Consider the following 291-nt stretch of genomic DNA (forward strand, 5'->3'; position numbering starts at 1 on the left):
CGTGCTGCTCGGGAATGGCGACGGCACCTTCGCGGCCGCGGTAAATATGCCAACAGGAACACAGCCGTGGAGCGTCGCCATCGGCGACCTGGACGGCATCGGCGGCGCCGACCTGGCTGTCGCCAACTACGGCTCCAACAGCCTCTCGGTGTTGCTCAACAACAGCACCGGCCTCAGCGCAGTCCAGCACACCACGGTCGCAGTCTCAGCCGTCAACGACGCGCCGGTTCTGTCCTCGGTGGCGACGAGCGCGACGTATACGGAGAACGCGGCGGCGCAGACACTCTCGCC

1 protein-coding gene is annotated in these 291 nt (G+C 67.0%); it reads left to right on the forward strand.

What is annotated here, in order from left to right:
• Positions 1–291 (forward strand): FG-GAP repeat domain-containing protein (locus O7A60_RS31895; protein WP_337109613.1); only part of this gene is annotated, 291 nt, incomplete at both ends.

The organism is Mesorhizobium salmacidum (SeqCode), from assembly GCF_037179605.1.
GTDB lineage: Bacteria > Pseudomonadota > Alphaproteobacteria > Rhizobiales > Rhizobiaceae > Mesorhizobium > Mesorhizobium salmacidum.